We start from the raw sequence: 25,039 nt of genomic DNA, 5'->3' as shown, positions 1-25,039 counted from the left end.
CCGACTCAAGGCCAGTATGACGCGAACGTGTGGAAAGCGCCGGCCAGTCGGAACCGCATGCCCCGCCTCGCGTTCTTCGACATCCCTACCGGAAGAGTCCGTCCCGCCGTCTCTCCTTCGAAAGCATAAGCAAGCATGACGACCGACCAGATCCTCGCCTTTACCGTCATCGCCGGCATGATGGTCGCGTTCATATGGGACAGGTTCCGCTATGATGTGGTCGCGTGCAGCGCGTTGCTGGTGGCGGTGGCGGTTGGGGTTGTGCCTTTCGACAAGGCGTTCTCCGGTTTCTCGGACGATATCGTCATCATCGTCGGCAGCGCGCTGATCGTCAGTTCGGCCGTGGCGCGTTCAGGGGTCGTCGATATGACGATCAAGAAATATTTTCCGGAGATGCACTCCAAAACCCTGCAACTGGCCTTTCTGATGATCGTCGTCGCCATCATGTCGGCCTTCATCAAGAACATCGGCGCGCTTGCCATCATGATGCCGGTTGCTTTCCAGTTCGCCCGCAAATCCGGCAGCCCTGTTTCCTATTATCTGATGCCCATGGCCTTCGCCGCCCTTCTGGGCGGGCTTATGACGCAGATCGGCACCTCGCCCAACATCGTCGTTTCCAGGCTGCGTGAGGAAATGACCGGGCAGAGCTTCTCGATGTTCGATTTCACCCCGGTCGGTGCCGGGCTGACCGTGATCGGCATCATCTTCCTGACCTTCGGTTACCGCCTGCTGCCGGTGCGCAACCGCCAGCAGGCATCGATGGAGGATATTCTGGACCAGTCGGCCTATACCGCCGAAGCGACGCTTCCCGCCGACAGCACCTACGCCGACAAGCCGCTGCGGGAGCTGTTGAAACAGGCGGATGGCGACGTAATCGCCAGCACGATCCTGCGCGGGCCCCGGCGTATCTCCCCCTTCCCCGATGTCAATCTGAAGCCGGGCGACACCATTCTTCTCGAAGGCAACCCGGAGGGCCTCGACCGCATCGTCTCGCAGGCCAAGCTGCTGCTGTCAGGCAAGCCGCTCACCGAGAACGGCCAGAAGACCGCTGACCTTATTTCCATGGAAGCGGTTATCAGCAACGAATCCGTTCTCAACGGGATTTCCGCGCGCGAACTGGCGCTGTCCTACACCCGCGGCGTCAATCTGATTGCAGTGAGCCGTCGTGGCCAGCGCGTAAGCCAGCGGCTCTCCGACCTGACATTGCAGGCGGGCGACGTCATTCTCCTGCAGGGCAGCCGCAAGAACCTGCCACAGGTATTGCAGGAATTTTCGCTGCTGCCCCTGGCGCAGCGGGAAATCCTGCTTGGGGTGCAGCGCCGCGCGCTTTTGCCCGTCATCGTGCTTGCCGCGGCCATGATTGCCGCCGGCAGCGGGCTGGTGCCGGTATCCGTCGCCTTTTTCGCCGCCGCCTTCCTGATGATCGTCGTCGGCGCGATACCGCTCACCGAAGTCTATAAATCGATCGACGGGCCGATCCTCGTCATGCTCGCCGCCCTCATTCCCGTCAGCGACAGTCTGCGCACCAGCGGCGCCAGCGAGCTGATCGCCGCCTGGCTCGGCCATGCCGCACAAGGACTGCCGCCCTTCGCAGCACTCGGCATGATCCTGTTGACCGCCATGGCGGTAACGCCCTTCCTCAACAATGCTGCAACCGTGTTGGTCATGGCACCCATCGCCGCCGGTTTCGCCACCACGCTCGGCTTTCGGCCGGAGGCCTTTCTGATGGCGGTGGCGATCGGCGCCGGCTGCGATTTCCTCACGCCCATCGGCCACCAGTGCAACACGTTGGTCATGGGTCCGGGCGGTTATCGGTTCAGCGATTATCCGCGCCTTGGACTGCCGCTGTCGATCATGATCGTCATTGCCAGCATTCCGATGCTGCTTTATGTCTGGCCGGTGAATTAGGGGCGGTTTACGTCCGGGGGAAGACAGCGCAAGCGCCATATTTCCTTGACGCCTGCGGCATAATATGGCCTAAGCCGATGCCGAACGGAAATATGCAAAAGTGCGTTCAACACGCCTTTCCGCACCCTTTCCCGCCGCATTCAAACGAAAACTTCGTGATAGAAGGGTGAAGCCGCCCCGATGTCACCACCCCGTCACGACGAGTGAATTTCATGACCACTTCCGGCGTTCGCGTCCGCATCGCACCTTCCCCCACCGGCGAGCCGCATGTCGGCACCGCTTACATCGCGCTGTTCAACTATCTCTTCGCCAAGAAACACGGCGGCGAGTTCATCCTGCGCATCGAGGATACCGACGCCACCCGCTCGACGCTGGAATATGAGCAGAAGGTTCTGGAGGCGCTGCGCTGGACCGGCCTCACCTGGTCGGAAGGCCCTGACGTCGGTGGCCCCTACGGTCCCTACCGCCAGTCCGAGCGCAAGCTGATGTACTGGCCCTATGCCGAAGAATTGCTGGAAAAAGGCCATGCCTTCCGCTGTTTCTGCACGCCCGAGCGGCTTGAGCAGATGCGCGAAGCGCAGCGCGCCGCTGGCAAGCCGCCAAAATATGACGGTCTCTGCCTCCACCTGAAGGCTGAAGAAGTGACCACCCGCGTCGCCGCCGGCGAAGCCAACGTCGTGCGCATGAAAATCCCGACCGAAGGTTCGTGCGATTTCCATGACGGCGTTTACGGCGATGTCTCGATCCCCTGGGATTCGGTTGACATGCAGGTGCTGATCAAGGCCGACGGCATGCCGACCTATCACATGGCAAACGTCATCGACGACCATCTGATGAAGATCACCCATGTGGCGCGCGGCGAAGAGTGGCTGGCTTCAGTGCCCAAGCACATCCTGCTTTACCGTTATTTCGGCTGGGACCAGCCGACGTTCATGCATCTTTCGCTGATGCGCAACGCCGACAAATCGAAGCTTTCCAAGCGCAAGAACCCGACGTCGATCTCCTATTATTCCGCGCTCGGCTACCTGCCGGAAGCGCTGATGAACTTCCTCGGCCTGTTCTTCATCCAGATCGCCGAAGGCGAAGAGCTGCTGACCATGGAAGAGCTGGCCGCGAAGTTCGATCCGGAAGCACTTTCCAAGGCCGGCGCCATCTTCGATATCCAGAAGCTGGACTGGCTAAACGGCCGCTGGCTGCGCGAAAAGCTCACGCCTGAGGACTTCATTGCCCGCACGCTGGAATGGGCGATGGAAAATTCCCGCCTGACCGAAGGCCTGAAGCTTGCCCAGAGCCGCATTTCCAAGCTCGGCGAATTGCCAAACCTTGCCGGCTTCCTGCTTTCGAGCGACGTTGGCCTGACGCCCGCCTCCTTTGCCGGTCTCAAAAGCAAGCCCGAGGAAATCCACGAAATCCTCACCACGGTTGCCACCGATCTGGAAAAAATGCCTGATTGGAACGTTGAAGCCATCGAGGCCGAGCTGCGCGACATTGCCGAACGCACGGGCAAGAAACTGCGCGTCGTCACGCCGCCGCTCTTCGTCGCCGTCTCCGGTTCCTCGCGCTCGCTGCCGCTGTTTGACTCGATGGCGCTGCTCGGCCGCTCCGTGGTGCGCCAGCGCCTGAAGGTCGCTATTGCCGTTGTGGCCACGATGGTTGGCAGCGGTGCTTGATGCCTGCCGGGGCGGGTTTTAAATCCACCCCTCATTCCTGCGCTTGTCACAGGAATCCAGCCACGGCGCGTCGGCGCCGTGAAAGAATGAATTGAGGTCTCCCGCGCCAAGGACTTGGGCGCACTGGATTCCTGTGACAAGCACAGGAATGAGGGATACGGGAGGCAATTGTCGCCGCGGCAACGCCGCAACAGGATTGAACAATGAACGACAAGACAACCGAAACCACCGCCCTTTCCTCCGACGCCACCGAAGTGCGCCGCCAGAAACTTGCGCTGCTGCGCGAGCAGATCGGCGATGTCTATCCGGCGCATTTCCATCGCACGCTGACCAATGCGGAGCTGGCGGAAAAATATGCCGATATCGAACCGGACACGGAAACCGGCGACACGGTAACGGTGGCGGGCCGCGTTTATTCGTCGCGCAATTCCGGCATGTTCATGGATATCCATGACGCCTCGGGCAAGGTGCAGATCTTCTCTCACAAAGATACGACGCCGGAAACGGCGCGCAATCTTCTGCCGATGATCGACATCGGCGACATCATCGGCGTAACCGGCAAGGTGCGCCGCACCAAGCGCGGCGAGCTGACGATCAACGCCGAAGAAATCACCATGCTCACCAAGTCGCTTCTGCCGATGCCGGAAAAATGGCACGGTGTCTCCGATATCGAGCTGCGTTACCGCAAGCGCCATCTCGATATTCTGGCGAACGAGGACTCCAAGCTGCGCTTTTTGCAGCGCTCCAAGATCCTGTCCGGCATCCGTCGCTTCATGGAGGCCGAAGGCTTCCTAGAAGTGGAAACGCCGATGCTGCAGACAGTTTATGGCGGTGCGACGGCCGATCCGTTCAAGACCTTCCACAATACGTTGAAGATGGACATGTATCTGCGCATCGCGCCGGAACTGTTCCTGAAGCGCACGCTGGTATCAGGCCTTTCCGACAAGGTCTTTGAAATCAACCGCAACTTCCGCAACGAAGGCGTCTCCACAAGGCACAATCCTGAATTCACCATGATGGAGTGCTATTGGGCCTATGCCGACTACGAAGACATCATGGGTCTCGTAGAGCGTCTGTTCGAGACGCTGGCGATTGCCCTGCACGGCACGACCGAGGTGGAATTCCAGGGCCAGACAATTTCCTTCAAGGGACCGTTCAAGCGCGTGCCCATGCCTGATGCGGTGAAGGAAGCGACCGGCATCGACTTCCTTGCGATCAAGACTGACGAGGAAGCCCGCGCCGCCGCCAAGGCTGCCGGTTTCGCCGTCGAGAAGGACTGGACCTGGGGCGAATGCCTTGCCTTCATCTTCGAAGAGAAGGTCGAAGGTACGCTTATCCAGCCGAGCCACGTCACGCATTTCCCGAAGGATATCTCGCCCTTCGCCAAGGAAGTGCCGGGCGAACCGCGCCTCGTGGAGCGTTTTGAGAGCTATTGCAACGCCTGGGAAGTGGGCAATGCCTTCTCCGAACTCAACGATCCCGAAGAGCAGCGCCGCCGCATGGTGGAGCAGCTTGAGCAGGCCCATGCCCGCGGTGAAAAGGACAAGCAGCTGGATGACGAATTCCTCGACGCCATCGATCAGGGCATGCCACCCGCCGGCGGCCTCGGCATCGGTGTCGATCGCCTGATCATGCTCCTGACCAACGCCCCCTCGATCCGCGACGTCATCCTCTTCCCGGCCCGCCGCAACAAGGCGGACTGATCGGACGAAACCCGAGGCGGCCCCACGGCCGCTTCGGCGGCCGATTTTTCGCCATGCTCCACCTTGTCCAACTTCTATCCAGTTTAAACGATGGGACACTGGGCATGACATTGAAGTTGGTGGCAGCGAAGGGTGCGTATTTCTCAACGTCATCCTCGGCCCTGTGTCGAGGATCTAATCACGTCCAATAAGGTTAGTCCGTTGCAGATCCTCGGGACAAGCCCGTGGATGACGTCAGAGTGTGTGGCGTGATTGCACTTAATCCCCTTGCCGGTTTTCCACTTGAGACGAAGACGCACCGAAGTAGTTATCCGGTTCCCCGGCCTGCGGATCGCATAGATTCACTTAACCCTTAGTAGAATATACTGGCGATACCGCCTCAACTTGTGATACCCATTCCCCATCATTTCGAATTGTGTTTGACGGCTTTCCGCTAACGGGGCTGTCGGGGAGATACGCATGCCCGAGAATGAGCTTCCCAAGTACCGGCCCGATATGTTCGCAACACCGGAAAAGGAATGCGACGTGGTGATGAAGGGCGGCATCACCTCCGGCGTCGTTTATCCCTATGCCGTTTTGGAACTGGCGCGCCGATACCGCTTCCGCTCGATAGGCGGCACGTCAGCCGGTGCGATTGCCGCCGCCTTTGCGGCTGCGGCTGAATATTCCCGTACCGTGAGGGACGATCCGGATGGCTTCGTCCGCTTGCAGGCCCATTGCGATACGATACCCAATATTCTGGGCAAGCTTTTCCAGCCGGAACGCCGTTTTCGCCCGCTGATGCGTTACCTGCTGTGGGCGCAGGCCGGCGGTTGGCCAGGCAAGATCCTGGGGCTCCCCATGGCTTTCCCGCTGGCCTCGATAGCCGGCATAGCCATCGGCGCCAGCCTGTTGTGGGCCACAGGCGGAGGCTACGCCGGGTCAATTCTCGGCGGGCTGGTGGGGCTGTTGATTGGAATCCTTAGTCAAATCCTGTGGCTGGTTTTCTATCGGTTACCGCAGGAGGGGTTCGGTTTCTGTTCGGGACTAACGGTTTCAGATGCGGATGGTCCGGGCCTGACGGAATGGCTTCATTCGTCGATCCAGGACATCGCTTTTGGTAACGAAGCCGCGACAGCGCCGCCGCTGACCTTTGGCCACCTCGCCAGCGACGACCCGAAAAAAAGTATAAACCTGAAGATGGTTACGACGAACCTGTCGATGCGGCGGCCGCACACGCTTCCGACCACGAATCTCATGGTGGCTTACGACCCGAAGGAATGGAGCCAACTGTTTCCGGCTGCCGTGATGAACTGGCTGAAGCAGGTCGCAACACCAGGCGGCCCGTTTCCCGAACTCAAGGCATTTCCGGAGCCTACCCAGTTACCGGTCATTATCGCCACGCGCATGAGCCTGAGTTTCCCGGTGCTGTTCAAGGCTATTCCGGCCTATACCAATGATCGCGGCACGCTGGATATTGTGCAGCGTATTAGTGGTGAAGCGCGGCCCGTCATGAAGGCGAAAATCTGGTTCTCCGATGGCGGGATCAGCAGCAACTTTCCCATTCACCTTTTCGACGCCCTGCTTCCGTCGCGTCCCACTTTCGCACTCAGCCTCGATGAACTGCCGAAATCCATCGCCAGCAGCAGCAAGCGCGTCACGATTCCGCAGGCGGCGGGCGAAGGGATAGGCGTGCCCGTTCACAAGATGGAAAAGATGAGCGGTTTCCTGGGCAGCATTCTCAGTTCGGCGAAGGACTGGCAAGATCAATCCCTTGCCACCATGCCAGGCCAGAGAGAGCGCATTGCCCGTGTCTTTCTCTCCAAAGAGGAAGGCGGGCTAAACCTTACCATGCCACCGGAGCGATCGGCGAAGCTCATGAGTTACGGCCTTGAGGTCGGATCGCTCTTCGCAAATGGCGCGCTGGATTTTGACGAGCATCGCTGGCGACGAACGCTTGTTGCCTATGATCGGCTGGAAGACACGGTGTTTGCGACGCAGCGCCTGTGGAGCGAGGGCAAATACGAAGAATGGCTGACGGGTTACATCGACAGGGTCGACAGCTACAAAAACGTGACGAAGGCTGAGCGGGAAAAACTGATTGCTCGAATTGCCGCCTTTGCCGCTCTATCGCAAAGCTTCTCGCCGGAGATTGTCAACAAGCGCAAGAAATTTCCAAATCCGGCCGGCCGCTTGCGTATCGGGCCGGACACCTGACCAAAACGCTTAGGGGAAACGGCATGCTCCTAATGCCCCGTCTTCCCCGCAGCCGGCTCTTCCGCAGGCGCGCTCTCGGCCAGCTTCTCTTCCGCCGCCTGCGCGGTCGTAGTGCCTTTTCCGAAGATCAGTGATTTCAGATAGCTGATGCTGAAGATGCTGCTGCCATCCGCTTCCGGGGTCGAGGTCAGAAGTTCTTCGTCGGCTACGGGTTCGCCGTGGGCTTCCGCACCGGGTCCGCCCTCATGCGTTTGCGCCGGCGCAGCGTCGTGGCCGCCGCCGCCTTCGCCCTTGGTTTCGCCGTGTCCGCCCGCGCCTTTTGCGGCTTTTCCGCCGTGCCCTTCGGGTGCGGCGTCCGAAGCGGGGGTTGCGCAGTCGGCGGCATCGCTCAGGCTTGCGGCCATTGCTTCGGCATCTTCCAGCGGCAGATCGATGCGCAGCCCGTAAAACTGGCCGCTGCCGTTTGATGCACCATCGTAATAAAAGGCGGAATAACGCTGGGCATCGGCGCCTTCGGGAATTTTCGCCGGGTCGGCAATGAAGACCACCTGGGCCGCGATGGCGCGGCCGCGCATTTCCGAGCGCAATTGCGGGCCGTTTTTATCCAGCACGGAAACCTGGACCAGATCGGGCTTCTGTTTGTCGTAAACTGCCCTGGCGACACGCAGCGCCGTTTTCAACCGGTCCGTGCCGTTGCCGCCGTCAGTACGAATGAATTTGCGGACCCACAGGGAACCGTTCTTGCGGATGTTGACTGTCTGGACTGCGTCGCAGGAAAGCCCGTTGGCGGAGGCATAGGTGGACCCGAGCAGCCGCTCGCTGCCGATAAACACGGCAGCAGAACCGGTCGCACCCGCCAAAAGCAGGATCCCGCCTCCGATCATAACGAGTTTGCGCGAAAACCGCATTCGTCCGAATACAGCCTTCACGCGCAAAATCCTGACATTCAGTACCCCGCCTATCGCCCTCACCCCGGAACGTGGCTCGAAGGATGAGGAACACACGCGGGATAAGCTCGGGACCTCGTTGTCCGAGCCTTGCGATAGTGCCGCTTTCTCATTGAAAAAAGTTTAATCCCCCTGGCACCGTGCGGGCAAAAGCGCACCATTTTCAGACATTTTTGAAATCCGCTAAATTGCGAATGATTTGCAATAGCGTTGACAAGTGTGTTTCCATGACAGATGGTGTTGCGAGTTGATCGCAACAAAAATCGGTGACAGACGTGAATCTTCATAAAATCCGCCATGCCCTTTTTGCTTTTTCGCTTTTCCTGCCTGCTGCGGCTGTCGCGCAGGAAAAACCGAAGGTGGTGACCACCTTCACGATCATTGCCGATATGGCGCGCAATGTGGCGGGCGATGCGGCAGAGGTGGAGAGCATCACCAAGCCAGGCGCTGAAATTCACAACTACCAGCCGACGCCGCGCGACATTCTCAAGGCCCGCAAGGCCGATCTGGTGCTGCGCAACGGCCTCAATCTGGAATTGTGGTTCGAGAAGTTTCTGGCCAATCTTTCAGGCGTGCCTGATGTGACTGTCAGCGACGGCATCGAACCGATGGCGATCAATGGCGGGGCGTATCAGGGGAAACCCAACCCGCACGCCTGGATGTCACCCGATAACGCCCTGATCTATGTGGAAAATATCCGCAAGGGACTCGCTGGAATAGATCCCGCCCACGCCGAGATTTACGCCGCCAATGCCAAGGCCTATTCCGACAAGATCCGTGCCACCGTGCAGCCCATCCGCGATGAGCTTTCCGCTCTTCCTGAGAACAAGCGTTGGTTGGTAACGAGCGAAGGGGCGTTCTCCTATCTCGCCCGGGATTTCGGGCTGAAGGAACTGTTCCTGTGGCCGGTCAATGCCGACAGCCAGGGTACGCCGCAACAGGTGCGCGGCGTGATCGACGCCATGCGCGAACATAATATTCAAGTCATCTTCAGTGAAAGCACGGTTTCCGCCGATCCCGCCCGGCAGGTGGCCAAGGAAACCGGAGCGGCCTATGGCGGCATACTCTACGTGGATTCGCTGAGCGAGGCCGACGGCCCTGTTCCGACCTATCTCGACCTGCTGCGCGTGACGAGCAGCACCATCGCCAAAGGACTGTCTTCATGAGAATGGGCAGCAAAAAAAGCGGCGGCGGCCTGACGGTTCAAAATGCGACAGTGACCTATCGCAACGGCCACACCGCATTAAGAAATGCCAGCTTTTCCATTCCACGCGGTACGATCACTGCACTTGTCGGCGTCAACGGCGCCGGCAAGTCCACGATTTTCAAGGCAATCATGGGTTTTGTGCCGCTGGCCGCCGGTTCTGTCTCTATTTTCGACCTACCCGTGAAGGATGCACTCAGAAAAAACCTCGTCGCCTATGTGCCGCAAGCTGAAGAGGTGGACTGGAGTTTTCCCGTACTGGTTGAGGATGTGGTGATGATGGGCCGTTACGGCCACATGAACTTCTTCCGTATTCCGTCGAAACACGATCACGAGATGGTCGAGAGAGCGCTGACGCGCGTCAATATGCTTGATTATCGCAAGCGGCAGATCGGCGAGCTTTCCGGCGGACAGAAGAAGCGGGTGTTTCTGGCCCGCGCGCTGGCGCAGGAAGGTCAGGTTATCCTGCTGGATGAACCCTTCACCGGCGTCGACGTGACGACGGAAGAACAGATCGTCGCGCTGTTGAAGGCACTGCGTGACGAGGGCCGCGTCATACTGGTTTCCACCCATAATCTCGGTAGCGTACCGGAATTCTGCGATCGCGCCGTCTTCGTCAAGGGCACCGTTCTGGCGTCGGGCAAAACAGCGGACACCTTTAACGAAGAGAACCTGCAAAAAGCCTTTGGCGGCAGCTTGCGCCACTTCGTTCTCGGCGGGGCCGAACTGCATGATGATGCCGATCCGCGCCGGGTGAAGGTGATTACCGACGATGAGCGGCCTTTCGTGATCTACGGAAAGAACGGCCAGAACGGACAAAATCCGCAGGCTCCGAAGGAAAAAGCCGATGATAAACAGCCTTCTTGAGCCTTTCACCTATGGCTACATGCTGAACGCCATCTGGGTCAGCGCACTTGTGGGTGGCGTCTGCGGCTTTCTTTCCGCTTATCTTATGCTAAAGGGCTGGTCGCTGATCGGCGACGCGCTCTCGCACGCCATCGTTCCCGGCGTTGCGGGCGCTTATATGCTGGGGCTGCCCTTTTCGCTCGGCGCCTTTCTTTCCGGCGGGCTTGCGGCTGGCTCGATGCTGTTCCTCAATCAGAAAACCCGACTCAAGGAAGACGCAATCATCGGCCTGATCTTCACCTCGTTCTTCGGGCTGGGGCTGTTCATGGTGTCGCTGTCGCCCACCTCGATCAATATCCAGACCATCGTGCTTGGCAATATTCTGGCAATTACCACCGAAGACACGATACAGCTTGCCCTGATCGGCGGCATCAGCCTCATCGTACTGGCGTTGAAATGGCGCGACTTCATGGTGGTGTTCTTCGATGAGAACCATGCGCGCACAGTGGGGCTGAAACCGGAAGTGCTGAAAGTGATCTTCTTCACCCTGCTTGCGGCCTCCACGGTTGCAGCCCTTCAAACCGTCGGCGCCTTCCTTGTCGTTGCCATGGTGGTGACCCCAGGCGCGACCGCCTATCTTCTGACCGACCGTTTCGAGCGGCTGATCCTGATGAGCCTCGTGATCGGCGCGACCACCAGCTTCGTCGGCGCTTATCTCAGCTACTTCCTCGACGGCGCCACCGGCGGCGTTATCGTCGTGTTGCAAACAGCGATCTTCCTTTCCGCTTTCGTGTTTGCACCCAAACACGGGCTGCTCGCTTCGCGCGCCAAAGCCCGCAAGGAACTGGGAGAAACGCAATGAGCGAATATCTCGAACTCGCCATCCTGCCGTTTCAGCTGCCCTTCATGCAATACGCCTTCATCATCACCCTGATGATTGCCGTGCCGATGGCCATGCTCTCGTGTTTTCTGGTGCTGAAGGGCTGGTCGCTGATGGGGGACGCGGTTTCGCACGCCGTGCTGCCCGGCGTGGTGATTGCCTACATTGTCGGAATTCCCCTTTCCATCGGCGCCTTCACCGCCGGTATGATCTGCGCTCTCGGCACCGGTTTCATCAAGGAAAACAGCCGCATCAAGGAAGACACGGTGCTCGGCATCGTCTTTTCCGGCATGTTCGGGCTGGGGCTGGTGCTTTACGTGAAGGTGCAGAGCGACATGCATCTGGATCATATCCTCTTCGGCGACATGCTGGGCATTGCGCCTTCAGACATGCTGGAGACCGGGCTGATCGCGCTTTTTGCCACCCTGTTTCTCGGGGTGCTGCGCAAAGACCTGCTGGTCAATGCCTTCGATCCGCAGCATGCCAAGGCAATCGGCCTGCCCGTTCGCCTCCTGCATTACGGTCTGCTGATGGTTTTGTCGCTTGCCGTGGTCGGCGCGCTGAAGGCTGTGGGTATCATCCTCTCCGTCGCAATGCTGGTCACCCCCGGCGCCATCGCCTTCCTGCTGGCGCGGCGCTTTTCCGCCATGCTCCTGGTCGCCATCTCGGTTGCGGTTCTCTCTTCGCTTGCAGGAATATGGCTAAGCTTCCTGATCGACAGCGCGCCAGCCCCGACCATTGTACTGTTCATGAGCCTGGCATTCGTCGCGACATTCATTCGCACCAGCCTCAAGGCCCGCCGGATCGACGCCGCCAATGAAACGCTGGTGTAAAAGAACGATTTTTGCGGGCGCGTGGAACATTTTCCCCTTTTGCGCGTCATTTTCATGAGCTTGCCCTCAAGCGGCAAACTCATGAAAATTAAGCGAAAGGGGAAGCTCCATGCTGAAATGGGCTCTTATTTTCTTTGTTATTTCGTTGATCGCGGGCGTATTCGGCTTTACCGGCATTTCGGCAGCGGCGTCGGGCATTGCCCGTATCCTGTTCTTCATCGCCGTCGTGATCTTCCTGGTCTTCCTCGTGCTTGCACTGATCGCTGGAAGCGTGGTGGCGTAATAAAAAAGGCGACCGGCTTTTGGGCCGGTCGCCTTCCCCTCTCTCCCGTATAGAATTATCAGCCTGTCCAGCCACCGTCGATCACATGGATCTGGCCAGTGGTGAAACCTGCCTCGTCCGAAGCGAGATAGGTGACGAGTGCGGCGATTTCTTCCGGCGTGGCAATGCGGCCCATAGGCTGGCGGGCAATGAAGTCGGCCAGGGCCTGCTCGTAATTGCCGGTGGCGCGCAGGCGGTCGTGCAAGGACGGGCTATCCACTGTGCCTGGGCAAATGGCGTTGCAGCGAATACCCTTGGTGACGAAATCAGCAGCAATTGCCTTGGTCAGACCGACAACCGCCGCCTTGGAGGCGGTGTAGGCGAAACGGTTCGGCACGCCCTTCACGCTGGATGCGACGGAGGACATGTTGACGATTGCGCCCTTACCCTTTTCCAGCATGCCTGGCAGGAAGGCGCGGCAGGTGCGGTACATGGCCTTGGCATTGAGATCGAAGGAGAAATCCCAGTCCTTTTCCTCGCAATCGAGAATGGTGCCGGAATGAACGAAACCGGCACAGTTGAACAGAACATCCGCATGGCCGATATCGGCAGCAAAAGCCTTCACACCATCGCCATCCAGCACGTTCAGAACCCGCGTTTCCGCACCTTTCAGGGTTGATAGCGCCTGCTCGTTGATATCAGTGGCGATGACGCGCGCGCCGAGCGATATGAATCGCTCCGCCGTCGCACGGCCGATACCCTGGCCGGCTGCGGTGATTACCACTGTCCGCCCGTTAAAATCCTGCACCATGAATAGCCTCCCGCTACGGCGCACCCGCCCGCTGGGGCCGAGCCGCTGAATTTCGCCAGTGAATTTCATTGATCTCAAATATGGATCGACAATTCATATGTAAACGCGGTATTCATGTAACGTCAAGCAGGCTTGCGCAAAAGGGCAGCGTGCGGCAACGGTATTTAAAAAGTGCATTTCCCGCCAGGCAATCCTGCAAAACGCCACCGAGGCAAGATGACCGAAGACGACAGCGAAAGATATCGTGCCCCCGCCCTCGACAAGGGTCTGGACATTCTCGAGCTTCTCGCCCGCACGGATGGCGGGCTGACGCAGATCGAGATTGCCAAGGCCATAGGCAAAACCCCGAACGAGCTTTACCGCATGCTGGACCGCCTGGTGCGCCGTGGTTACGTACAGCGGCTGGAGGGTGACCGGTTTTCGCTGACGCTGAAAATGTTCGGGCTCGCACATTTTCACGCGCCGGTGCGCCGGCTGGTCTCTTTCGCAGCCCCGGTGATGCGCGATTTTTCCGCAAGCGCCGAGCAGGCCTGTCATCTGGCCGTTTACGACCGCGGCAGTGTTGTCGTCATCGCCCAACAGGAGTCCTCCACCTATTGGGCGATGTCCATGCGGGTGGGCGCGCAGATGAGCCTCTTCCAGACCGGTTCCGGCCATGTGCTTCTGGCCTTCCAGAACGAGGTGCAGCGCAAGATCATGATCACCGAGCAGGTGCGCGGTGGCGGGGAAACCGAGCCTTCAGACCTTGAGGAGCGGCTGGCGGAAGTTCGCAGGAATGGTTTCGAATCCATGGACAGCATGCAGACCGCAGGCGTGCGCAATATTTCCGCCCCCGTGCTGACACTTGATGGTACCGCACTTGCCGTCATCACCTGCCCCTATATCACCCCGCTTGGCGGCAAGGCCCCGACGCGCGAGGCCTGCGAGGTACTGATCCGCGATGCGGCAAGGCGCATTTCCGAAGTGGCGACGGGTCAGGGAACCATCTGAGACGCACAAAAAAACGCGACCGGCAGGGACCGATCGCGTTTAAAGTGACTGGAGATTTCTGTATCTTAAACGCAAAGGGGACCGGGATGGTTCCCCTTTTTGTTATCAGGCGGCAGCCAGCGTCAGTTCCTTGCGGACCATTTCGCGCAGCGTTACCAGATCCTTGGCGAACAGGCGGATGCCTTCCGAGAGCTTCTCGGTTGCCATCGCGTCTTCGTTCATTGCCCAGCGGAACGCCTTTTCATCGAGCGACTGCAGCGGCTCGGCCTTCACATTGTCGGGCGAAAGCTTGCGCTCAAGCGTGCCGGTGTCCTTGTCCAGCTCTTCCAGCAGCGCCGGGCTGATCGTCAGGCGGTCGCAACCGGCAAGCGCTTCGATCTCGCCGACATTACGGAACGATGCGCCCATGACGACTGTGCCGATGCCATTGGCCTTGTAATAATTGTAGATGCTGCGCACCGAAACGACGCCCGGATCGGTCTCGGCAGTGTAGGTCTCGCCGGTCGACTTCTTGTACCAGTCGAGGATGCGACCGACGAAGGGCGAGATGAGGAAAGCTTTCGCTTCCGCGCAGGCGATGGCCTGTGCCTGCGAGAACAGCAGAGTCAGGTTGCAATCGATGCCCTCGGACTGCAGGACTTCCGCAGCCTTGATGCCTTCCCATGTGGAAGCCAGCTTGATGAGGATGCGTTCACGCTCGATACCGCGCTCCTTGTAGGAGGCGATGATGTGGCGTGCCTTGGTGATGGAGGCCTGTGTGTCGAAGGACAGGTCGGCATCGACTTCCGTCGATACGCGGCCGGGAACCAGACCTGCAAGGGCCGCACCGACGGAAATGGCAAGACGGTCGGCAACGGCCGCAACGACAGCGTCAGACTGGCCGCCCTGTTTCTTGCCCCAGGCAACGGCTTCCTTCACCGCATCCGCGAAAGCGGGGGTGCCGAGCGCCTTCAGAACGATGGTGGGGTTGGTGGTGCAATCCACCGGCTTCAGGCGCGCAACCGCCTCGATGTCGCCGGTATCGGCAACGACCGTGGTGATAGCGCGAAGTTGTTCGAGTTTGGACGTCATGGCGAATGATCCTTCATGATCTCTTGTAAACTTGCACAGCCGTCTTTTCGTTCCCGCACCATGGTGCGCCCAAGGCCGAAATCACGGTTTTGTCCGGCTCCGACTATCGCAAGCGGCAAGGTCGAAAGTCAAGACATTTGCGCATCGCAATTGACATAAGTTTCATGCCTGCGATACTCCGCCCCATAAAGAGAGTGACAAAAACCGTGGCGAAACTGAGAAGAGAAACCCATACGGCCTATTCGGAAGCGGCTTCGCTGAGGCTGCGTGCCGCATGGCTCTACTATAATCAGGGTTTGACGCAGAAAGATGTCGCCGAGAAGCTCGGCATCAGCCGCTCCACCGTCATACGCCTTCTGGACGAGGCGATGAAACGCTCCGAAGTACAGATCTGGATCAACGAGGGCATCGAGGATTTCGTCGAACTGGCCGGCAGGCTGGAGGCAGCTTATGGGCTGGATGAGGCGGTGATCATTCCCTCCCCCGGCCCATCCCCCGGCAAGGCGAATGCCGAGGGCACGGCCAAGGCCGTTGGCCTGGCGCTCGGGCAATTCCTTTCCGAAGCGGTGCCGAACGACGCCACCATCGGCGTCGGCTGGGGCCGCACCATGACCGCCTCGCTATCCAGCTTTCGCCCGCCGCGCCGGGAAAACTGCAAGGTCGTCTCGCTGCTCGGCGGTATCGTCGCCGTGCACCAGACAAACCCGCTTGATTACACCTGGCGGCTGGCAAGCGCGCTTGGGGCGGAATGTTACATGTTCCTTGCACCGCTGCTGGTAGACTCCGTCGAGACCAAACGGGCGCTGATTGAGAAATGCGGACTTGCCACGCTTTATGATCTGGCCGAAACGCTCGACCTCGCCATCGTATCCTGCGGCGATATCGGCCCGCATTCCACTTCGCTTTCGGAAGGTTTCATTTCGAAGGAAACGCTTCAGGAACTCATCGATGCCGGCTGCGTCTGCGACACCATGTTCAACTTCATCGACGCGGAAGGCCGCTCCGTCGATCACCCGATCAACGAGCGCGCCATGGCGATCGATCTAGACACGCTGCGCAAGGCCAAACACATCGTGCTCGCCTCCGGCGGCGCCCACCGAGCCATCGCCATCCGCGCCACCATCAAGCGCATCGGGTGCAATACGCTGATTACAGACGAGGCGGCGGCAAGAGCGTTGATAGAACTGGTTTAGGCCTCGACAGGCGACCCGGGCTGTTCCTCATTTCTGCGCTTGTCACAGGGATGAGGGAGAGCTGCCTCACACCTTCCCCGTTTCCCATCCCAACATCGCCCGTTTGCGGGTAAGGCCCCAGTGATAACCCGTGAGCGCCCCGCTTTTTCCCACAGCGCGATGGCAAGGGACGACGAAGGAGACCGGGTTCGCGCCAACAGCTGCACCGACCGCACGAGAGGCAGTTGGCTGGCCGATATCGCAAGCGATGTGCGAATAGGTAACGGCGCGGCCCATGGGAATTTTCAGAAGGCTTTCCCATACCCGCACCTGAAAATCCGTGCCGAGCAGCACGACCCGCAATGGCCGGTCCGCCGACCACAGCGTCGGTTCGAAAATACGTGCGGCATAGGGCGCGGTGGCTTCACGATCCTCGACATAATCCGCATTCGGCCAACGACCTGCCATGTCCTCGAAACAGGCTCTTTCCTCGCCGGGATCGGCGAAAGCGCAGCCGGCAAGACCGCGATCGGTCACCATGACCAATGCAAGACCGAAGGGTGAAACATGGAAACCGTACCGGATCGTCAACCCACCGCCCTTGGCCTTCCATTCGCCTGGAGACATGGCCTCGTGGGTGACGAACAGATCGTGCAGGCGGCCGGGCCCAGACATGCCGACCTCGATCGAGGTTTCCAGCAGCGGCAGATCCTCTTCGCGCAACAACCTTTTGGCATGATCGAGCGTTACGGCCTGCAAAAACGCCTTGGGGGAAAGACCGGCCCAGCGGGTGAAGGTCTTCTGCAATTGCGTCGGCGACTGGCCGAGCCTTGCGGCAATGGCTTCAAGGGAGGGCTGGTCGCGATAATCCAGCGTCAAAAGCTCGATAACCCCGCGCACCGTATCGTAATCCGAACCGATGGGGGTGATGTCTTCATTCAGCATGATATTGGCGTTCATCGCATGTCTCCTAACGCCTCACAGAAAACCATCAAAGCGCGTCGGTCTCCACCCGTTTCTTGCGCCGTACTCAGTTTCTGCCGAGATACCCGCCTCGAGCCGATTGACGGGTTTTAAGCGGAATTATCCGCTCACATCCGCCGCACCGTCGCCAACGCACCGCCGAAAGCCTTGGCGAAGCTTTCCCGGTCATCCGGATTGAGAAACGAGCCGATATCCGTTGCCTTGCCTTCACCCGTTACATGCATGGAGACGATGCCGATTTCCTCGTGCCGCTGAACCTTGAAGCGGGCCCAGAAGGGGTTGAAACGATGCTCGACGACGCGGCCAGTCGGGGAAAATTTGCGGATAGACAGGCTGGTGCGCGAGACGCTCACCTCTTCCCGCGCCTTCGCTGCCCGGTAATTGGCGCGGAAGGCGACATAAAGCAGCAGAAAATCCAGCCCGAGGAACAGGCCGACGGGCCATGCGCCAGTGGTGAGGAAAAAGCCGCCATGGAGGAGGCAGGCAAGCCCGGACAAGGCGAGAAGCAGCCGGAAACCTCTTCTTCCGAGCGAACGGTGCGGAACGAGTTCCGCCGCAAAAATCGGCTGATCGTTGAGCGTATCCACGTTGATTTCCTCAGGGCGGGCTGGCTATAGATAGGTCATGACAGTCGCCAAAAAACGATCCAGCACCCAAACATTGAAAAAGTCAAATGCGACATCCGCCCGCAGACCGGCGCGTGTGAAGACGATCTATTCGAAGGACGAGTTGAACGAGATCTTCCGCCGTTTCTCCATTCAGCGGCCGGAGCCGAAAGGCGAGCTGGAACATACCAACCCCTTTACCCTGCTGGTGGCCGTGGCGCTTTCGGCGCAGGCGACCGATGTGGGCGTAAACCGGGCGACGCGGGCGCTGTTCAAGGTGGCCGATACGCCGCAAAAAATGCTGGCACTTGGCGAGGAGGAGTTGATCGGCCATATCAAGACCATCGGGCTTTACCGCAACAAGGCCAAGAACGTTATCGCTTTGTCACAGATGCTGATCGACAATTTCGGCGGTGAGGTGCCGAGGACGCGCGAGGAGCTGGTGACCCTGCCCGGCGTCGGCCGCAAGACGGCCAATGTGGTGATGTCGATGGCCTTCGGTGTGCCCACACTCGCCGTGGACACCCATGTTTTTCGTATTGCCAACCGGCTCTGTCTCGCGCCGGGGAAAACCCCGGATGAAGTGGAAGACCGGCTCGTCCGCATCATTCCCGAAGAATATCTGTTCCATGCCCATCACTGGCTGATCCTGCACGGGCGTTATTGCTGCAAGGCGCGCAAACCGGAATGCGAGCGCTGCGTGATTGCCGATATCTGCAAATCACCGGAAAAGACCTTCGATATTCCAGCTCCGCTGGTGGAACTACCCGCGCAATTGTTCGGTGCAGCCAGCGGCGAATGACGGATCGCGCCGGCTGACGGCCTTGTGCAGATGCACCATCATCGAAGCCGCAAAAAGCGGCGTCAGAAGGTTGAGGAAGGGGATTGCAAGGAACGCTGCAATCACCAGCCCGGCCATAAACACGGTTGTGCGGTGTTTCAGCCGGAACAGCCGCGCGTCAGCGGGCGAGCGGAAACGCATGGCCGCAAATTCGAAGAACTCCCGGCCCAGCAGATAACCGTTCACCAGAAAAAAGGCGATGAGGTTGACGCCCGGCACCAGCAGCAACAAAAGCGCAATCAGGTTGCCGGCAATGACGACGCCAAAGAACTTGATCGATGACACCACGGCCTCACCGATGGGCATCGCCTTGCCGGGCGGATCATCGGGATAGGTCTTTTTCTCCACGACTTCGGCGACATCGTCGAGAAACAATCCGGCAATAACGGCAGTGACCGGCGAGATCAGCAAGGCCAACGCCAAAGCCAGCCCGATTCCGGCGAAAATGGCGAAAACGAAAGTCAGCCATCCCGCCCAGTCAGGCACGCTGGGGATCAGCGTATCCACCCACGGCAAGGCGAAATAGATGAAGACAGAGCGGATGGCGAACCACAGCGCTGCCAGCACCAGAAGCGTCAGCCCCAGAACCTTCCAGAACACCGACCGGGTCTCGGTGGCAAAAAGATTGCTGAAGGCAAGCCTCGCCGCACTAAAAATCATTCGGAACTCCTGTGACGCCTCTCGCGTTTTAAACTGGCGTTCAGGAGAGATAGGCGCCGCCCATCCGCTCCGCAAGACAGGAATGAAGACGTCGCTGTTGGGAATTAAACCGCTGATGGAATTTCCCTTGAATAAAAGACGTCTCTAAAATATAATAATCTATCTATTAGAATTCGCATTCCGGTCCGGTGGAGGACAAGGCCGGAAAAGCTCGCCCCCACCGACAAGTCGCGGTTCGCACGCTCGCCCGGGCGCGCGGATGCATCATCGTTCATAAATATAAAAGAATGAGGCGTTGGTGGAACAGCTACTGTTGAATCTGACCCGTGCCATGAAGGCCGGTACGCCTTCAGAGCGCAAGATCGCCAAATATCTGATCGAGCATCTGGACGAATTGCCGTTTGAGACGGCGCAGACGCTGGCTGCCAAGCTCAGTCTCAGTCCGATGACGGTTGGCCGTTTTCTGCGCTCGCTCGGATACAGGCAATTCAGCGATATTCGCATCGATCTGCGCCACGCCGAAGAGACCGCGGGCGTGGACCAGCCCGCTATTGTTGAAAGCGGCGATCAGAAGTCCAATCCGTTTTCGCAACTCCTTTCCCAACAGATCCAGGCCATTCAGGCTGCTTTCGAAATGACGGACCAGCCGATATGGCGCGTCGCCATGAGCGAGATCGCTTCGGCGGCAGATGTTTTTCTGGCAACGTCACCGGAAGGCCTTGGCACTGGAAGGCACTTTCACGGGCGGTTGCTGGAGTATCGCAGACGCGTGCACTTCCTCGGCAGCGACAGCGCCGCCTATATCGCTCTTTGGGACTTCGATCCCGCAGAAGCGCTTCTCATCCTCATGGATTGCGGCGGCAGCATCACGCCCTTGCAGAGCCTTTCTGCGACGGCGCGAAAGAGCGGCTACAGAACCCTGTTGATCACCACCCGGTTCTATGAATGGGGACCGGAAAGCGCCGATATCTGTCTTGCCATGCCGCACACCCAGACCGGCGGACAAGGCCTGCTTCAGCTCGTTGCGCTGATGGAATTCACCCTCTGCAGCCTGATTGCCGGAGCCGACGAGCAGCGCACGGCACGCATGAAAAACCTAACCGGCCTGAAACGCTCGCTTGGCATCTGACCCGCGGCGGGAGGAAACGGATCGCGCCCGTCCGCCACGACCTTACCTGCCGTTGTAGGCAAAGATCAGAGGCTTTCCAGCTCCTGGCGATGGCGGTGCATGGCGAGAAAACGGCGATAATCCCGCTCGTAAAGCGGTGTGAGCGCCGGATTGCCTGGGATTTCTGTATTGCCCGGATACATGGCGGCACCCGCCGCTGCAAGGCCCGCATGCACACCGCCGGCGGCTGCCGCCGTCATCGCCGTGCCGAGAAGAACGGCGTCGGCTGTGGCAGGCACGACGATGCGCTTGCCAGTCACATCAGCGTAAAGCTCCATCAACAGCGGGTTCTTCACATGGCCGCCGGTAACGTGCAGGCTTTCGACGGCATAACCGAAACGCTCCATCGCATCCAGCACATGGCGCGCACCAAGCGCAATCGCCACGGCAGTGCGCCAGTAGAGCCGGCAGAGACTGTCGAAGGATGTATCGAGCGTCAGCCCGCTGATGACGCCCACCGCATGCGGATCGGCGAGCGGTGAGCGGTTGCCGTGGAAATCCGGCAGTACATGCAGCCGTTCGGCAAAGGCCGCGCCCTCGAGCGCGCGCAATTCGGTAACCCGCGCAACGATGCGGGCGTGCAGCGCCGTATCCGGCTCTCCGCCCGCCGCGTGCATGCGCACGATATGATCAAGCAGCGCGCCGGTGGCAGATTGCCCGCCCTCCACCAGCCAGTGGCCGGGCAGCACCGCCTGCCAATAAGGACCCCACAGGCTGTGGCCTGGCATCTGCCGCTCGGACATGGCGACAAGGCAGCTTGAGGTGCCGGCGATCAGCGCCACATGTTTACCCACATCATCAGAAAGGCATCCGCCAAGCGCACCCAGGGTGCCAGCGTAAGCATCGATCATGCCCGCCGCCACCTGACAGCCGGTGTCGAGGCCGAGTTCGGCGGCAGCCTCGGGCGAAAGCGGGCCGATGGCTGTGCCCGGCATCACGGTCGTTTCGGGCAGGCCTGCCCGCTGTTTCAGATCGCCAAGCCCGGCAAGATTGAGATAATCCGCCTGCCAGCCGGGATTTTCCTGCGCCAGAAAATTCCACTTCGCCGTCTGCGTGCAATTTGAACGCTTGGTGGAACCGGTTGCCTTCCATGTCAGAAAATCCGCCAGATCGAAGGCGAAAGACATGCGCGCCCAGCTTGCCGGCAAATTCGCCTTCAGCCACATCAGCTTCGGCATCTGCATTTCCGGTGACACGCTTTTACCGGCGAAATCCAGCACGCGGTGGCCGGATGCCGTCAGCCGGTCGGCCTCGCCGATTCCCCGATGGTCCAGCCAGACGATGGTGTCGAACCGGTCTTTGCCCGTGACGGAGACAGAAACCGGTTCCCCACGCTCATCACGGATAACGAGCGAGCAAGTGGCATCAAAACCAATGGCGGCTATGCTGTCCGGTAACACACCCGCATCGGCAAGCGCTGCTCTCACCGCAAGGCAGGCGGCGTTCCATATATCGGTGGAATCGTGTTCGGCGTGGTTTTCCTGCGGCCTTTGCATCAGGATGGGATGGGTTGAGCGGGCGAGAAGCCTGCCGGTCGGGTCGAAAATCCCGGCGCGGGCGCTCGCCGTTCCGACATCGACAGCGACGAGATTTTGACGCATCAAGACTTCAGTTCCATCCCTTGCGTAACGACCTCCGGGCGGTGGCAGGCATGGTTTCCTTCAGCCTGCGTCACGTTCCACCTGGCTGTCAAAACCGCCCTTCCCCATATAATCGCCGATAAGTTGAACCAAATCTTCCATGGCGTCAAACGTGGCATTGGCCCCGAGCTCCGCGATCTTTTCGCGAAATGCCGGAAACCGCGCATGCGAGCCGCCAGTGAATGCAAAAACCGCCATGCCTGCTGCCTTCGCCGCCGCAATGCCCGCCGGGCTGTCCTCGATCACGATGCACTGACGCGGATCAGTGCCCATCTGCCTCGCCGCATGCAGGAAAAGGTCGGGTGCCGGCTTGCCGTTCTTCACCATGGTGGCGCTGAAAACATGCGGCTCAAATTTATCGATGAGGCCGGTCAGCCCCAGCGAGTAACGGATGCGTTCCGGTTGACTTGAGGAGGCAACGCAGCGTTTGAAGGCCACCAGCCTGTCCAGCGTTTCGGCAATGCCGTCGATGGGACGCAACTCGGTGCGGAAACGCTCAAACAGCGTCGCGCGCATATGCTCGAGAAAATCGATGTCGGTCTCGATACCGTATTCCTCAAACAAAGTCGTCGTCATGCTGGCAACGCTGCGACCGAGAAAGCGGTTGTAGGCCTCTTCCTCCCCCATCTCCACGCCAAGATGGGAAAGCATGTCGAGAAGAACCGAGATGGAGACCGGCTCGCTGTCGACCAGAACGCCGTCGCAGTCGAAAATCAGAAGAGGTCCGGTCCCGTCTCGCATCTCACGTCACTTTTCAGCCAGCTTGTCATCCAGATAAAGCTGCAAGGTCTTCGCCGTGCCTTCGTGCCACAGTGTCGTCAATGCATGAGAGAAGCGTTTACGGAAAAGCTCCGATTCGGCAACCTCCCCGAAGATATCGTCAAGCGAAAGGAAGGCCATCGGGTCGTCCTTGGCCTTTGTGGCTGCCGCCTGTAGCCGCTCGGCGCTGGCGTCGTTGAAGGTGATTTGCCTGCCGCTGTCGGAGGTGCCGTAGAAATAACGGCACCACAGTGCTGAAACCAGCGACAGACCGACGATATCTTCACCGCGCGCCAGACGGTCGGCGGTGGAGGGCAGGATGAATTTCGGCTGGCGGTTGGAGCCATCCTGCGCGAGGCGCGGAATGGTATCGCCGATTTTCGGGTTGAGGAAACGCCGTTCGATCAGGCCGAAATATTCCCCAAGATCGGTATCGGGCACGGGCGGAATGACCGGGATGATCTCTTCCTTTTCGAGCTTTGCCAGAAACGCCCGGATCAGCGGATGCTCCATCGCCTCATGCACGAAATGGATGTCGAGCAGCGCTGCCGGATAGGCGATCGCCGCATGGCCGCCATTGAGGATGCGGATCTTCATGTGCTCGTAAGGCGCAACATCCTTGACGAACTGAACGCCCGCCTTTTCGAGCGCCGGTCGGCCCGCCGGGAAATTATCCTCCATCACCCATTGCTTGAACTCTTCGCAGAAGACCGGCCAATTGTCCTCGATGCCGAAATCGTCACGGGCGATATTTCGTTCGCGCTCTCCCGTGGCGGGGGTGATGCGGTCGACCATCGAATTGGGGAAAGCGACGTTATCGCCGATCCAGTTGGCGAAGGCCGGATCGAACAAGGCGGCGAGACCGACCACCGCGTTTTTGGTGACCTTGCCATTATGGGGAATGTTGTCGCAGGACATGACGGTGAAGGGTGAAAGCCCCTTGTCGCGCCGCGCCTTCAGCCCGGCAACGATAAGGCCGAACACGGTTTTCGGGGAAGACGGGTTCCTGCCATCCTCGGCAATCGCGGGATGCTGCGGATTGAAGGAGCCGGAAGCATCGATGAAATAACCGCCTTCGGTAATCGTCATCGAAACAATTCGGATTTTCGGATCTGCGAGCGTGTCGATAATGCCTCGGGTATCGCCAACCTTCAGAATGTCGATCATTGGCCCGGTGACGCGCGCACCGGTGCGATTGTTGTCCTGCTCCACCACCGTGGTCAGGAAATCCTGCGCGGCAAGTTTTTCGCGCATTACCGCGTCCGATGGCAGTACACCCGCACCAATGATGGCGAAGTCGTGGTCCGCGCCGGTGTTGAACAGGTCGTCCAGATAGACCGCCTGATGGGCGCGGTGGAAATTGCCGACACCGAAATGCACGATTCCGGCGGAAAGATCGGCCCGGGAATAGGCCGGAATCGCCGCGGTTTTTTTGGCTTCATCAAGCGTGGCGAGGGAGAGTTTGCATGTCATGTCACGATCCTCGAAGGGGAAACGTTGTTTGTGCCAGGACCGGATGACAGATACCCGGCACGCAGCGCGGATTTGCCTTCCGGTCTTCGCGTCATATCGCGATGCCCTTGTCATCGAACCTGTGGATTTTGGCGTCATCGGGTGTGATGAAGACGGTATCGCCGTGTTTGCATTCGAATTCACCGTCGGTTCTGGCAGTGATGGGGCCGATGCCGGAGACGTCGAGGTGGAGGAAGGTATCGGAGCCGAGATGTTCGGCAACCGTGACCTTGCCCTGCCACAGGCCGGTTTCTTTCGACAGCGTCAGGTGCTCGGGCCGCACGCCGGCGGTGGTCGCACCCTTTTGCCGGGCGTAGTCGCCGGTCACCAGGTTCATGCGCGGCGAGCCGATGAAGCCGGCGACGAAGAGCGAAGAG

General features: G+C 59.4%; 23 protein-coding genes. 13 read left to right on the top strand and 10 right to left on the bottom strand.

Going from position 1 to position 25,039, the window contains the following annotated elements; genetic code table 11:
- Positions 1–135: 135 nt before the first annotated feature.
- From AC1DCP_RS13165 to AC1DCP_RS13150, 4 genes are all read left to right on the top strand, one after another.
- The gene (locus tag AC1DCP_RS13165; RefSeq protein ID WP_003516208.1) at positions 136–1,908 is read left to right on the top strand and encodes an SLC13 family permease; all 1,773 of its coding nucleotides are present in this window, start codon (positions 136–138) and stop codon (positions 1,906–1,908) included.
- 212 nt (positions 1,909–2,120) lie between these two features.
- On the top strand, positions 2,121–3,578 hold the full coding sequence (gene gltX / locus AC1DCP_RS13160) for a glutamate--tRNA ligase (RefSeq protein WP_035200649.1): 1,458 nt from the start codon (positions 2,121–2,123) through the stop codon (positions 3,576–3,578).
- 203 nt (positions 3,579–3,781) lie between these two features.
- Positions 3,782–5,281 (top strand): lysine--tRNA ligase, encoded by a 1,500-nt coding sequence (gene lysS, locus AC1DCP_RS13155; RefSeq protein WP_013762320.1) that lies wholly within the window; start codon positions 3,782–3,784, stop codon positions 5,279–5,281.
- A gap of 495 nt (positions 5,282–5,776) precedes the next feature.
- Positions 5,777–7,477, top strand: coding sequence for a patatin-like phospholipase family protein (locus AC1DCP_RS13150; protein WP_414896265.1), 1,701 nt, complete (start codon positions 5,777–5,779; stop codon positions 7,475–7,477).
- Between the two features lie 29 nt (positions 7,478–7,506).
- On the opposite strand, the gene AC1DCP_RS13145 is transcribed toward AC1DCP_RS13150, so the two are convergent.
- Positions 7,507–8,385: a hypothetical protein gene (locus tag AC1DCP_RS13145; RefSeq protein WP_174006355.1), complete on the bottom strand. Its 879-nt coding sequence runs from the start codon at positions 8,383–8,385 to the stop codon at positions 7,507–7,509.
- A gap of 314 nt (positions 8,386–8,699) precedes the next feature.
- Between AC1DCP_RS13145 and AC1DCP_RS13140 the strand changes: the two genes are divergently transcribed.
- The 5 genes from AC1DCP_RS13140 to AC1DCP_RS13120 all read left to right on the top strand — a co-directional run bounded on the left by AC1DCP_RS13140 (position 8,700) and on the right by AC1DCP_RS13120 (position 12,470).
- Positions 8,700–9,590, top strand: a complete 891-nt coding sequence (locus AC1DCP_RS13140) for a metal ABC transporter substrate-binding protein (RefSeq protein ID WP_013762318.1) — start codon at positions 8,700–8,702, stop codon at positions 9,588–9,590.
- On the top strand, positions 9,587–10,495 hold the full coding sequence (locus AC1DCP_RS13135) for a manganese/iron ABC transporter ATP-binding protein (protein ID WP_476774311.1): 909 nt from the start codon (positions 9,587–9,589) through the stop codon (positions 10,493–10,495). The genes AC1DCP_RS13140 and AC1DCP_RS13135 overlap by 4 nt, the downstream gene beginning before the upstream one ends.
- Positions 10,476–11,336 (top strand): metal ABC transporter permease, encoded by an 861-nt coding sequence (locus AC1DCP_RS13130; protein WP_476774310.1) that lies wholly within the window; start codon positions 10,476–10,478, stop codon positions 11,334–11,336. Before AC1DCP_RS13135 ends, AC1DCP_RS13130 begins: the two co-directional genes overlap by 20 nt.
- Positions 11,333–12,187 (top strand): metal ABC transporter permease, encoded by an 855-nt coding sequence (locus AC1DCP_RS13125; RefSeq protein WP_476774309.1) that lies wholly within the window; start codon positions 11,333–11,335, stop codon positions 12,185–12,187. Before AC1DCP_RS13130 ends, AC1DCP_RS13125 begins: the two co-directional genes overlap by 4 nt.
- Positions 12,188–12,296: 109 nt before the next feature.
- Complete coding sequence (locus AC1DCP_RS13120; RefSeq protein ID WP_003516193.1) at positions 12,297–12,470, top strand: DUF1328 domain-containing protein; 174 nt, start codon at positions 12,297–12,299, stop codon at positions 12,468–12,470.
- Positions 12,471–12,528: 58 nt separating this feature from the next.
- On the opposite strand, the gene AC1DCP_RS13115 is transcribed toward AC1DCP_RS13120, so the two are convergent.
- Positions 12,529–13,260, bottom strand: a complete 732-nt coding sequence (locus AC1DCP_RS13115) for an SDR family oxidoreductase (RefSeq protein WP_013762314.1) — start codon at positions 13,258–13,260, stop codon at positions 12,529–12,531.
- A gap of 216 nt (positions 13,261–13,476) precedes the next feature.
- Between AC1DCP_RS13115 and AC1DCP_RS13110 the strand changes: the two genes are divergently transcribed.
- Positions 13,477–14,250: an IclR family transcriptional regulator gene (locus AC1DCP_RS13110; protein WP_003516189.1), complete on the top strand. Its 774-nt coding sequence runs from the start codon at positions 13,477–13,479 to the stop codon at positions 14,248–14,250.
- A 105-nt stretch (positions 14,251–14,355) separates the two neighbouring features.
- Here AC1DCP_RS13110 and tal read toward each other — a convergent pair whose 3' ends face one another.
- Complete coding sequence (gene tal, locus AC1DCP_RS13105; protein WP_013762313.1) at positions 14,356–15,321, bottom strand: transaldolase; 966 nt, start codon at positions 15,319–15,321, stop codon at positions 14,356–14,358.
- A 206-nt stretch (positions 15,322–15,527) separates the two neighbouring features.
- Between tal and AC1DCP_RS13100 the strand changes: the two genes are divergently transcribed.
- Positions 15,528–16,514, top strand: a complete 987-nt coding sequence (locus AC1DCP_RS13100) for a sugar-binding transcriptional regulator (protein ID WP_065660367.1) — start codon at positions 15,528–15,530, stop codon at positions 16,512–16,514.
- Between the two features lie 66 nt (positions 16,515–16,580).
- On the opposite strand, the gene AC1DCP_RS13095 is transcribed toward AC1DCP_RS13100, so the two are convergent.
- Together AC1DCP_RS13095 and AC1DCP_RS13090 are read right to left on the bottom strand one after the other, a co-directional pair.
- The gene (locus AC1DCP_RS13095) at positions 16,581–17,453 is read right to left on the bottom strand and encodes a methylated-DNA--[protein]-cysteine S-methyltransferase (protein WP_003516183.1); all 873 of its coding nucleotides are present in this window, start codon (positions 17,451–17,453) and stop codon (positions 16,581–16,583) included.
- 131 nt (positions 17,454–17,584) lie between these two features.
- Positions 17,585–18,064 carry a DUF2244 domain-containing protein gene (locus tag AC1DCP_RS13090; protein ID WP_476774308.1) on the bottom strand — a complete coding sequence of 160 codons (480 nt, stop codon included), beginning with the start codon at positions 18,062–18,064 and terminating at the stop codon, positions 17,585–17,587.
- Positions 18,065–18,101: 37 nt separating this feature from the next.
- Between AC1DCP_RS13090 and nth the strand changes: the two genes are divergently transcribed.
- Positions 18,102–18,884: an endonuclease III gene (gene nth, locus AC1DCP_RS13085; protein WP_038494977.1), complete on the top strand. Its 783-nt coding sequence runs from the start codon at positions 18,102–18,104 to the stop codon at positions 18,882–18,884.
- On the opposite strand, the gene AC1DCP_RS13080 is transcribed toward nth, so the two are convergent.
- Positions 18,846–19,583 (bottom strand): sulfate transporter family protein, encoded by a 738-nt coding sequence (locus AC1DCP_RS13080; protein WP_476774307.1) that lies wholly within the window; start codon positions 19,581–19,583, stop codon positions 18,846–18,848. The genes nth and AC1DCP_RS13080 overlap by 39 nt on opposite strands.
- A 295-nt stretch (positions 19,584–19,878) precedes the next feature.
- On the opposite strand from AC1DCP_RS13080, the gene AC1DCP_RS13075 reads away from it, so the two are divergent.
- Complete coding sequence (locus AC1DCP_RS13075) at positions 19,879–20,712, top strand: MurR/RpiR family transcriptional regulator (RefSeq protein ID WP_025595058.1); 834 nt, start codon at positions 19,879–19,881, stop codon at positions 20,710–20,712.
- 65 nt (positions 20,713–20,777) lie between these two features.
- Here the strand turns inward: AC1DCP_RS13075 and AC1DCP_RS13070 are convergent, their stop codons facing one another.
- The 4 genes from AC1DCP_RS13070 to AC1DCP_RS13055 form a co-directional block, all read right to left on the bottom strand.
- On the bottom strand, positions 20,778–22,352 hold the full coding sequence (locus AC1DCP_RS13070) for an FGGY-family carbohydrate kinase (RefSeq protein ID WP_476774306.1): 1,575 nt from the start codon (positions 22,350–22,352) through the stop codon (positions 20,778–20,780).
- 60 nt (positions 22,353–22,412) lie between these two features.
- Positions 22,413–23,132: an HAD family hydrolase gene (locus AC1DCP_RS13065; protein WP_013762307.1), complete on the bottom strand. Its 720-nt coding sequence runs from the start codon at positions 23,130–23,132 to the stop codon at positions 22,413–22,415.
- Positions 23,133–23,138: 6 nt separating this feature from the next.
- Complete coding sequence (locus AC1DCP_RS13060) at positions 23,139–24,623, bottom strand: mannitol dehydrogenase family protein (protein WP_476774305.1); 1,485 nt, start codon at positions 24,621–24,623, stop codon at positions 23,139–23,141.
- A 91-nt stretch (positions 24,624–24,714) separates the two neighbouring features.
- The coding region (locus AC1DCP_RS13055; protein WP_476774304.1) for a TOBE domain-containing protein at positions 24,715–25,039 on the bottom strand (325 nt) is incomplete at its 5' end.

It is taken from the genome of Agrobacterium sp. 10T429 (genome assembly GCF_056393925.1).
Note: the sequence above shows the minus strand (reverse complement) of the source record. Positions and strands in the feature narration are given on the sequence as shown.